Source organism: Dietzia sp. DQ11-71 (assembly GCF_014144995.1).
In the GTDB taxonomy this organism is placed as follows: domain Bacteria; phylum Actinomycetota; class Actinomycetes; order Mycobacteriales; family Mycobacteriaceae; genus Dietzia; species Dietzia kunjamensis.
Window position 1 is genome coordinate 20,440 of sequence record NZ_JAALDT010000081.1, and the last position, 10,633, is coordinate 31,072.

The following is a 10,633-nucleotide window of genomic DNA, read 5'->3' on the forward strand; positions in this document are numbered from 1 at the left end:
ACCACATCCGCTACTCCCCCTCGGGATCCGCTACTCCAATCGGAATAGCGGATCCGTAGGGCGGGTAGCGGATGTGGTCGAACGGTCGAACGGGCGGTTCGGCGCGTCAGGCCCTGGCGCCCTGCTGATCCTTGACCGCGGCCAGGATGTCGTCGACGCGGTCCTTGGCGTCGCCGAACAGCATCTGGGTGTTGTCGCGGAAGAACAGCGGGTTCTGGACGCCGGCGTAACCGGCGGCCATCGACCGCTTGAACACGATGACGTTCTCGGCCTCCCAGACGTGGAGCACGGGCATACCCGCGATCGGGCTACCCGGGTCCTCGGCGGCATCCGGGTTCACGGTGTCGTTGGCACCGATGACCAGCACCACGTCGGTGTCCGCGAAGTCGTCGTTGATCTCGTCGAGCTCGAGCACGATGTCGTAGGGGACCTTGGCCTCGGCCAACAGGACGTTCATGTGGCCGGGCAGGCGACCGGCGACCGGGTGGACGGCGAAGCGCACGTCGACGCCACGCTCACGCAGGGTGCGGGTGAGGTCGGCGACCGGGTACTGCGCCTGCGCCACGGCCATGCCGTAACCGGGGGCGATGATCACCCTCGAGGCATCCGCCAGCATCTCGGCCGCACCGGCGACATCGATCTCGGTGTGCTCGCCGTGGTCCTTGCCCTCGCCCGATGAGGCCTCGATACCGAAGCCGCCCATGATGACGGAGAAGAACGAGCGGTTCATCGCCTTGCACATGATGTAGGACAGGTACGCGCCCGAGGAGCCGACCAGCGCGCCGGTCACGATGAGCAGATCGTTGCCCAACAGGAAGCCGGTGGCCGCGGCGGCCCAGCCGGAGTACGAGTTGAGCATCGACACCACGACCGGCATGTCGCCGCCACCGATGCTGGCGACCAGGTGCCAGCCCAGGGCCAGCGCCAGGGCGGTGACCACGATGAGCATCCACAGCGCGGGGGAGATGACGAACCACACGGTCAGCGCGACGAACGCCACGAGGATGCCGAGGTTGATGAGGTTCTTGCCCGGCAGCACCAGCGGTGCGGACTTCATCTTCCCCGACAGCTTGAGGTAGGCGACGATCGAACCGGTGAAGGTGACGGCGCCGATGAACACGCCGATGAACACCTCGGCGTGGTGGATGCCGAGCAGCGAACCGGTGAGCTCACCGTGCAGCTCGGGCTCCAGGTAGCCGTTCCACCCGACCAGCACGGCGGCCAGGCCGACGAACGAGTGCAGCAGGGCGATGAGTTCGGGCATCTCGGTCATCTGCACGCTGCGCGCGCGCATCAGGCCGATGACGGCGCCGATGGCGACGGCCACGACCATCAACACGATGCCGATGGTGGCGGGCTGGTGGTCGATGACCAGCGCGACGGTGGCGACCAGGGCCAGCGCCATGCCGGCGATGCCGAAGGTCAGGCCCCGGCGGGCGGTCTCGTGCTTGGACAGCCCGGCGAGCGACAGGATGAACAGCAGTGCGGCGACCAGGTAGGCCGCATTGGCGGCGGTCTCAACAGACATCTGCTCAGGCTCCCTTCGAGAACATGCCGAGCATGCGACGCGTCACGGCGAAACCGCCGAAGACGTTGATGGACGCGACGAGGATCGCGATGGCGGCGAGCGCCAGGCCGAGGGTGTTGTCGATCCCGACCTGCAGCAACGCACCCACGACGATCACTCCGGATATCGCGTTGGTCACGGACATCAACGGGGTGTGCAGCGCGTGGTGCACGTTGCCGATGACGTAGTAGCCGATCACGATCGCCAGCACGAACACCGTGATGTGGCGCGGGATGTCCCCCGGCGCGACCGCGGTGAGCAGCAGCAGCAACGCCATGCCGGCGGCGATCAGGCCGAGCTTCGCGCCGGCCGACATCTTCTTCTTCTCAGGCTTGGGCTCGACCGGTTCGGGGGCAGCGGCCGCCGCGGGGGCGGCACTGACCTGCACCGGCGGGGGCGGCCACATGATCTCGCCGCCCCGTGTCACCGTCACTCCGCGCTGGACCACGTCGTCCATGTCCAGCGCCCACGCGCCGTCCTTGCCCGGCGTGACCAGCTTGGTCAGGTTGACCAGGTTGGTGCCGTACAGCTGCGAAGCCTGCGCGGGCAGCCGCCCGGCCAGGTCGGTGTAACCGATGATCGTGACACCGCCCTCGGTGACGACGACCTCGTCGGCCACACTGCCCTCGACGTTGCCGCCCTGCGCGGCCGCCATGTCGACGATGACCGAGCCGCGCTTCATCGTCGCGATGTCGGCGGCCGTGATCAGGCGCGGTGCCTGCCGACCCGGGATCAGCGCGGTGGTGATGATGATGTCCACGTCGGCTGCCTGCTCCGAGTAGAGGTTCGCCGCGGCCCGATCGTAGGCCTCACTGGTGGCCTTGGCATACCCGTCAGTGGAGACGACCTTCTCCTCCTCGGGCACCTCCACGGGCAGATACTCGCCACCGATGGACCCCACCTGGTCGGCCACCTCGGGACGCGGATCGGTCGCGCGGACGATCGCGCCCAGGCTCGAGGCGGCCCCGATCGCGGCGAGACCCGCCACGCCGGCACCCGCGACCAGGACCTTGGCCGGCGGGACCTTGCCCGCCGCGGTGACCTGGCCGGTGAAGAACCGTCCGAAGTGATGAGCGGCCTCGATCACCGCGCGGTAGCCGGCGATGTTGGCCATCGACGACAGCACGTCCATCGACTGCGCCCGCGAGATACGCGGGACCGCATCCATCGCCAGCGCGGTCACGCCGCGCTCGGCGAGCAGACCGAGGAGATGTTCGTTCTGCGCCGGCGCCAACAGCCCCACCAGCGTCGCGCCCGACCGGACCCGCGCCACCTCGGCCTCGGTGGGCACGGCGACCTTCATCACCACGTCCGCCGACCACGCGGCGTCACCATCGGCCAGCTCGGCACCGGCCTCCGCGTACGCGGCATCCGCGAACTCCGCGCGCGTACCGGCGTCGTGCTCCACCACGACCCGGTAGCCCAGGCCGATCAGCTTCGCCACCGTCTCGGGCGTCGCCGCCACCCGGTTCTCCGCCGGGTTGGACTCGGCGACCACACCGATCACCGACGGCGCGACACCGGCATCCCGGACATCGGAGTCCGGCTTCATATCAGGGATCTCTTCAAGGCTCGAAGCCATAGGGCATCCTCTTACTGCGTTGTGAGCGAGCCGACGCGTGTGCGCCGGCTCTGACGTCTCGAGTTTTGGCGTGTTCTACGTATTCTCCACAGGCCCGGCACGTGTGTGCCCGGGGTGCGCTCCAGTCACCGATCCGAGATCAGAGCTCACGAAGCGGCTCGGGGTGGGATGGTTACCCCTGCTTCGTCCACCGTTACGGCGTCGTCCTCCGGCGCGGGCAGGGTGGCGCCACGTCCACCGGAAGAACTTCCGGCAGAGCCTACGGGACACTGTGGACCGCGAACGAGCCGGTGGGATCGTTTTCGGGGACCTTGTGACACATGCCATAGGCTCCGGATGCTTAGTGGCGTGAAGTTGGTGCGCAATAAAAAGCACCCCGGATCGTCGGTGACGATCCGGGGTGCTCCCTAGGTGTGGGCGAAGGGGGACTTGAACCCCCACGTCCCGAAGGACACTGGCACCTGAAGCCAGCGCGTCTGCCATTCCGCCACTCGCCCGAGTAACGCCCGAATACGTTAACACGCGGCGTTCCGACCGCACTAATCGGCTGGTGAGGGCTTCCCTGCGGCTGGAAGCGTGCTTCCCACCGCCACCGCCTCTATGATCGACCGGATGCCGCCGCGGGCGGCGCGAGGACAGCCGGGCCGGCCAGATGGCCGGGCCCACCACGAGGAAGGAGGCGAGGCGTGGGGATCGTCGGGAAGTTCGAGCGCACCCTGCAGGGCGCGGTCGGCGACGCGTTCGCCCGCCTCTTCGGCGGGAGAGTCGTGGCGGCCGAAGTGGAGTCACAGCTCCGCAAGCAGGCGGAGGCCTCCCTCAAGGTGGTCGACGGGCACCTGTTGGTGTCCAACAGCTACTCCATCACCCTGGCCCGGTCGGACTACGCCTCTTTCACCGAGGACGAGGCCCTGGCCGTCAAGACCTTCTCCCGCCATCTGTCGGATCACATCTCCGAGCAGGGTTGGGAGACCTACGGCCCGGTCACCGTGACCTTCGTGGAGCGCGATGACCTCCACACCGGACAGATGCGTATCGACGGGGTCGTGGACCCCGACGCCGTCCCGTTCCACATCTCGGCCGCCGCACCGGCGCCGGCGCCGGATCATCCGGCGCCGTCGTCGCCGGGTGCGGACCGACGGGGCGTGGACGGGCCGAGTGCGAGCAAGGAGAACAGCGACATGCAGGCACCCGCTTCCAACTACCCGGTCTCGACCGGCCCCGGAGCCCGGAGCGCGGGCTGGGGTGGCCCGTCGGACGCCCCGACCCAGATCACCCAGGGCCGGGCCTCGCTGACGGTCACGCTGCACCTTGAGGACGGCTCGGGGCGGACGTTCCGCCTCCAGCGGGGCTCCAACCTGCTGGGACGCGGGCAGGACGCAGCGTTCCGCCTGCCCGACACCGGGGTGTCACGCCAGCACGCGGACATCCATTTCGATGGTCGGGAAGCGGTTCTCACCGACCTCGGCTCGACCAACGGCACCACGGTGAACGACGGGCCGATCCAGGACTGGCAACTCGCCGACGGCGACGTCATCAGGGTCGGACACTCGGAGATCACCGTCCGGTTCGACTAGCCTCGACACGGATGACCCCCGGAACCACCGGGGGCGGCCACACGTTGTCCGAAGTGAATCGGCGGGCGAGGGGAGGACGGCACCAGTGCAGGGACTCGTTCTGCAGCTCTCGCGCGGCCTGTTGTTGGCGCTGTTGTGGCTGTTCATCTACCTCACCCTGCGGGCGCTGAAGACCGACGTCTTCGGCAACGTGGGGATGAGGTCGTCCGGCCGCGGCGAGCGCCGGGGCGGCGTGTTCGGCCGCGGCTCCCGGGCGATCCGGCATCTCGTGGTCACCCAGGGCGCCCTCGCAGGTACCCGGATCACCCTGTCCGAGCAGCCGGTCCTGGTGGGCCGGGCCGACTCGTGCACCCTCGTGATCGACGACGACTACGCGTCCAACCAGCACGCGCGGCTGTCCCCGCACGGCCCCGACTGGTTCCTCGAGGACCTCGGCTCGACCAACGGCACCTATCTGGACAGATCGCGGGTGACGACCCCGGTCAAGGTGGACGCCGGCACGCCGATCCGGATCGGCAAGACCGTGATCGAGCTGCGCACGTGACCCCGGCGCTCGTCTACACCGCGCGCTCACATCTGGGCATGGTGCGGGAGAACAACGAGGACTCGGCCTACGCCGGACCCCGTCTGTTGGCCCTCGCCGACGGCATGGGCGGCCACGCCGCGGGTGAGATCGCCAGCCAGTTCGTCGTGGCGGCGCTGGCGAGGCTCGACGAGGACGAACCGGGGCAGGATCTCACCGGGGCCCTGACCCGCGCGCTGACGGTCGGCAACGAGGCGATCGCCTCCCACGTCGAGGCGTACCCGGAGACCGACGGCATGGGGTGCACGGCCACCGCGCTGCTGTTCGACGGCCGCCGCATGGGCCTGCTCCACGTGGGTGATTCCCGGGCCTACCTGCTGCGTGACGGGACACTGACCCAGATCACCAAGGACGACACCTTCGTCCAGTCCCTCGTCGACCGCGGGGAACTCTCCGCCGACGAGGCCCACACCCATCCGCGGCGCTCGCTCATCCTCAAGGCGCTGACCGGGGAGCCGGTGGAGCCGACCGCCGTCATCCGCGAGGCGCGGGTCGGCGACCGCTACCTGCTCTGCTCCGACGGCCTGTCCGACCCGGTGAGCACCGAGACGATCGCCGAGACGCTGGCCACCGGAACCGTCGAGGAGGCCGCGGACCGGCTGGTCCAGCTGGCGTTGCGCTCGGGCGGGCCGGACAACATCACGGTCGTCCTGGCCGACGTCCTGGACTCCCCGCGCGACGCGCCGGTTATCCCCGTGGTGGTGGGCGCGGCGTCGGGCGACGAGCCGGGCCAGATCGACCCCGCCGCCGACCCGTACTCCGACACCGCGGCCGGTAAGGCCGCCGCGTTCTCGCGCGCCCAGGTCGCCTCACGCGGGGGAGCCGCCGGAACGTCCGGTGCCGCCGGGGCGTCGGGTGCGGGGCGTGGGAACGGATCCGACGACGACGACGAGGTCGACGCCGCCCCACCGCGCGGCAGCAGATGGCGTTTCGCCCTGAGCGTCGTCGGGGTGCTCGTACTGCTGGCGGGGATCGTGGGCGTGTCCGCGCTGCTCGTCCGCAGCAACTACTTCGTCACCGAATCGGACAGCCAGGTCGTGGTGAAGAGGGGCATCTCCGGGGAGGTCTTCGGCATCTCGTTGGCCTCGGTCATCCAGGTGGGATGCCTGACCCGCGAGGGCGACCTGACCATGCACTCCCCCGATGCCATCCCCGCCGGGTGCGACGTGTTCACCCTGGGGGACCTCCGCGAACCCGCCCGCGAGACGGTCCGCGCCGGACTGCCGTCGGGCAGCCTCGCCGAGGCGGGCGCCCAGGTCTCCCGGCTCACGGAGGACAACCTCCTGCCGCCGTGCGAACCCCGTGAGCAGCAGGAGCGCCCGCGCGAGCAGACCTCGTCGTCGTCCTCTCCCACCGGGTCCCCCTCTCCCACGGGTTCCCCCGCACCCACCGGGTCGCCGTCGCCCGGCGAGCCCGCCCCCACGGACGAACCGGCGACTCCCCCCTCCCCCACGACCCCCGCACCTGTGCCCGGGGAGACCTGCCGGGCGGTGAGCTGATTCATGTCCTCCTCCGCATCAGCCTCACCATCGTCGGCCTCACCCGCATCCGATCCCCGCGGCCAGGCGGTGCCCGACAGCCCGCGCCGGGGCAAGGAACTGGTCCTGCTCGTCGCCGCCGCGGTGATCGTCGGGTTCTCGCTGCTGCTCGTCCAACTCGCCCAGGAGCAGGAACTGTCCCTGGCGCTGCTGTGGATCACCCTGGCGTTCCTCGGCCTCGCCGGCGGCGCCCACCTGCTCATCCGCTGGCTCGCGCCCTACGCCGATCCGGTGTTGCTACCGGGCGTCGCGCTGCTCAACGGGCTGGGGCTGGTGCTCATCTACCGGCTCGACCTGTCGTACGCGGCCAACGCCGCGGCGGCCGGGAACGACCCGCCGGGGATGGACGTCACCCGGCAGCTGCTGTGGACGTTCCTCGGTCTGGCCGTGATGGCGGCCGTGCTGTACTTCCTGCGCGACCACCGCGTCCTGGCCCGGTACGGCTACACGATGGGGTTCGCCGGCCTCGCACTGCTGGCGATCCCGGCGCTGCTCCCCTCCCGGTTCTCCGAGATCAACGGCGCCAAGAACTGGATCATCCTGCCCGGGTTCACCATCCAGCCGGGCGAGTTCGCCAAGATCCTGCTCATCATCTTCTTCGCCTCGATCCTGGTGGAGAAGCGCGAGCTGTTCACCACCGCCGGCAAGCGCGTGCTGGGCGTGGACCTGCCGCGCGCCCGCGACCTCGGGCCGATCATCGTGGCCTGGTTCCTGTCCCTGGGCGTGCTGGTGTTCAACACCGACCTCGGCATGGCGCTCCTGCTGTTCGCCACCGTGCTCACGCTGCTGTACGTGGCCACCGAGCGGGTGAGCTGGCTGCTCATCGGCGTGGTCCTGGTCGCCGTGGGCGGCGTGCTGGCCTACGCCCTGTTCGGGCACGTTCGTGTGCGGTTCCAGATCTGGCAGGACCCCTTCGCGTTCTTCGACACCGGCGGCTACCAGAGTTCGCAGGCCCTGTTCGGCCTCGCCTCCGGCGGCATGGGCGGCACCGGGCTCGGCAACGGGCGACCCGACCAGGTGCCGTTCGCGAACACCGACTTCATCACCTCCACCATCGGCGAGGAACTGGGCCTGATCGGCCTCGCCGCGGTGCTGATGGTCTACGCGATCCTCATCCTCCGCGGCATCCGGGTGGGGCTGACCATCCGCGACAGTTTCGGCAAGCTCGTCGCCGTGGGCCTGGCGTCCACCATGGCCATCCAGATGTTCGTCGTGGTCGGCGGCGTCTCCACCCTCATCCCCCTCACCGGCCTGACCCTGCCGTTCATGGCCTACGGGGGCTCCAGCCTGTTGGCCAACTACGCACTGGTCGCCATCCTGCTGCGCCTGTCCCACGACGCGCGCCGGCCGCTGCCCACCCCACGTCAGGCACCGGCGCTGGCCGAGGCCGCCACCGGCATGATGCGGGCGCCCAAGTTGCGCGCGCCGGGCCGGAGGAACGGGTGAGCGCCGCGTGAACACCGCCATCCGACGGGTCGCGATCGCCGCCATGGTCATGGTGGTGGCGCTGCTGCTGCAACTGACCTGGGTCCAGGTCTTCCGCGCCGACGAGCTCCGTGCCGACCCCCGCAACACGCGGATGCTCCTCGACGAGTACTCCCGCCAGCGCGGCCAGATCACCGCCGGCGGACGGGTGCTGGCCATGTCCCTGCCGTCGGAGGGACGCTTCGAGTTCCAGCGCACCTACCCCACCGACCCGGTCGTGTTCGGCCCCACCGTCGGCTACTACTCGCTGCAGTTCGCCACCGCCGGGGTCGAGCAGACCCAGGACGCCTTCCTCAACGGCTCCGACCCGAGACTGCTGTCCCAACGGATCACCGGTCTGATCTCGGGCCGCACCCCGCAGGGCGGCTCGGTGGAGCTCACCCTGGACCCCGCGGGCCAGGAGGTCGCCTACGAGGCCCTGCGGCGCGGCGCGGGCCAGGGGCCGTTCGTGGGCTCCGTCGCCGCCGTCCGCCCCTCCACCGGTGAGGTGCTCGCACTGGCCTCCAGCCCGTCCTTCGACCCGGGCGCCCTGTCCAGCCTGGACCCGGAGGTCCGCGCGCAGGAGATGGCGCGCATCGAGCAGAGCCCGGACCGGCCGCTGCTCAACCACGCCACCCAGCAGTCCCTCCCGCCCGGCTCCACGATGAAGGTCATCACCACCGCCGCCGCGCTCGAGCAGGGCATGGGGCCCGAGACCCCCGTCTCCGGCGCCGACCGCACCCTGCTGCCGGGGACGTCCACCTACCTGGAGAACTACGCCGGCCAGACCTGTGGCGGCAGCACCGTCACCCTGCGCACGGCCCTCGAGAGGTCCTGCAACGTGCCCTTCGTCGAGCTGAGCCAGGAGATCGGCGCGGAGGCCTTCACCGAGATGGCGGAGAAGTTCGGCGTCGACGGCACCGCCCCGGACGACTTCGGCATCCCGGTCGCACCGTCGGGCCTGGGGCAGATGGAGGACGACGCCCAGCTGGCGATGAGTTCCATCGGGCAGAGCGACGTCCGGATGACGACCCTGCAGAACGCCATGGTGGCCGCGACCGTCTCCAACGGCGGGGTCCGCATGGAACCGCAACTCATCAAGACCCTGACGGCGCCCGATCTCTCCGTCGTCCAGGGCTTCACGCCCCGCGACGCCGCCCGCGCCCTCACCGACGAGCAGGCCGGCACCCTCACCGAGATGATGGTCGCCGCCGAACAGGGCGCCGGGGGCGGCTTGCCCGGGGTCACCGTGGCCTCCAAGACCGGCACCGCCGAGCACGGCGTGGACTCCTCCGAGTCCATCCCCTACACCTGGTACATCGCGTTCGTCCCCGGCCGTGACGTGGCGGTGGCCGTGGCGATCGAGTCCGGGCCCGGGGTCGATCGCAGCACCGTCGGGTCCACCTACGCCGCACCCATCGGTCGCGAGGTCCTGGGCGCGCTGCTGGGAGGGACGCCGTGAGTCTGAACTCCGGCGCGGTCCTGTCCGGCCGCTATCGCCTACTGCGCCTCATCGCCACCGGCGGTATGGGGCAGGTGTGGGAGGCCGACGACGGCGTCCTCGACCGCCACGTCGCCGTGAAGGTGCTCAAAGCCGAGTACTCCTCCGACCCCGAGTTCGTCGAGCGCTTCCGGTCCGAGGCCAAGGTCACCGCGAGGATCTCCCACCCCGGGATCGCCACCGTCTACGACTACGGGCAGATCGACGACCCCGCCTCCGGGAACCCGCTGTCCTACCTGGTCATGGAACTCGTGGTGGGCGAGCCGCTATCGGACGTCCTGGCCCGCGAGGGCACGCTGCCGATGCGGCACACCCTCGACATGCTCGAGCAGACCGGCCGCGCCCTCAACGCCGCCCACGCCATCGGCCTGGTCCACCGCGACGTCAAGCCGGGCAACATCCTCATCACGCCCGCCGGGCAGGTGAAGCTCACCGACTTCGGGATCGCCAAGTCCATGGGCGCGTCCGCCGTCACACAGACCGGGATGGTCGTGGGCACCGCCCAGTACATCGCGCCCGAGCAGGCCATGGGGAACGACACGTCCCCGGCCGGGGACGTGTACTCGCTCGGCGTGGTGGGTTACGAGTGCCTGGCCGGTCGACGGCCGTTCGTCGCCGACTCGCCGGTCTCCGTGGCGATGATGCACGTCCGCGACACCCCGCCGCCGCTCCCGGACTCGGTGCCCGGACCGGTCCGACGCGTCCTCGCCGAGGCCATGGCCAAGGACCCCGGCCGGCGCTACCCGGACGGCGAGGCCTTCGCCGAGGCGATCGCCGACCTCCGGGCCGGTCGCGATCCCCGTCTCCCGGGCGCGTTCCTCGCC

At 70.3% G+C, this 10,633-nt stretch carries 8 protein-coding genes and 1 tRNA gene; 6 read left to right on the top strand and 3 right to left on the bottom strand.

Going from position 1 to position 10,633, the window contains the following annotated elements; translation table 11 throughout:
* Window positions 1-106: 106 nt before the first annotated feature.
* The 3 genes from pntB to G6023_RS03370 form a co-directional block, all read right to left on the bottom strand.
* Window positions 107-1,528, bottom strand: a complete 1,422-nt coding sequence (pntB, locus tag G6023_RS03360; protein WP_067716483.1) for a Re/Si-specific NAD(P)(+) transhydrogenase subunit beta — start codon at window positions 1,526-1,528, stop codon at window positions 107-109.
* A 4-nt stretch (window positions 1,529-1,532) separates the two neighbouring features.
* Window positions 1,533-3,119: a Re/Si-specific NAD(P)(+) transhydrogenase subunit alpha gene (locus G6023_RS03365; protein WP_067716486.1), complete on the bottom strand. Its 1,587-nt coding sequence runs from the start codon at window positions 3,117-3,119 to the stop codon at window positions 1,533-1,535.
* A gap of 444 nt (window positions 3,120-3,563) precedes the next feature.
* Window positions 3,564-3,646, bottom strand: a tRNA-Leu gene (locus tag G6023_RS03370).
* A gap of 189 nt (window positions 3,647-3,835) precedes the next feature.
* Between G6023_RS03370 and G6023_RS16250 the strand changes: the two genes are divergently transcribed.
* The 6 genes from G6023_RS16250 to G6023_RS03400 all read left to right on the top strand — a co-directional run.
* Complete coding sequence (locus G6023_RS16250; RefSeq protein ID WP_067716489.1) at window positions 3,836-4,723, top strand: FHA domain-containing protein; 888 nt, start codon at window positions 3,836-3,838, stop codon at window positions 4,721-4,723.
* An 85-nt stretch (window positions 4,724-4,808) separates the two neighbouring features.
* Complete coding sequence (locus G6023_RS03380; RefSeq protein WP_067716492.1) at window positions 4,809-5,267, top strand: FHA domain-containing protein FhaB/FipA; 459 nt, start codon at window positions 4,809-4,811, stop codon at window positions 5,265-5,267.
* The gene (locus G6023_RS03385) at window positions 5,264-6,805 is read left to right on the top strand and encodes a PP2C family protein-serine/threonine phosphatase (protein ID WP_132064057.1); all 1,542 of its coding nucleotides are present in this window, start codon (window positions 5,264-5,266) and stop codon (window positions 6,803-6,805) included. Before G6023_RS03380 ends, G6023_RS03385 begins: the two co-directional genes overlap by 4 nt.
* 3 nt (window positions 6,806-6,808) lie before the next feature.
* Window positions 6,809-8,290 carry an FtsW/RodA/SpoVE family cell cycle protein gene (locus G6023_RS03390; protein WP_069389382.1) on the top strand — a complete coding sequence of 494 codons (1,482 nt, stop codon included), beginning with the start codon at window positions 6,809-6,811 and terminating at the stop codon, window positions 8,288-8,290.
* A 7-nt stretch (window positions 8,291-8,297) separates the two neighbouring features.
* Window positions 8,298-9,770, top strand: coding sequence for a penicillin-binding transpeptidase domain-containing protein (locus G6023_RS03395; RefSeq protein ID WP_069389383.1), 1,473 nt, complete (start codon window positions 8,298-8,300; stop codon window positions 9,768-9,770).
* Window positions 9,767-10,633 (top strand): serine/threonine-protein kinase (locus G6023_RS03400; protein ID WP_182634079.1); only part of this gene is annotated, 867 nt, incomplete at its 3' end. The genes G6023_RS03395 and G6023_RS03400, both read left to right, overlap by 4 nt.

Coding starts and splice junctions, on each gene's coding strand:
- pntB (WP_067716483.1), bottom strand. CDS start 1,528: ATGTCTGTTGAGACCGCCGCCAATGCGGCCTACCTGGTCGCCGCACTG.
- G6023_RS03365 (WP_067716486.1), bottom strand. CDS start 3,119: ATGAAGCCGGACTCCGATGTCCGGGATGCCGGTGTCGCGCCGTCGGTG.
- G6023_RS03390 (WP_069389382.1), top strand. CDS start 6,809: ATGTCCTCCTCCGCATCAGCCTCACCATCGTCGGCCTCACCCGCATCC.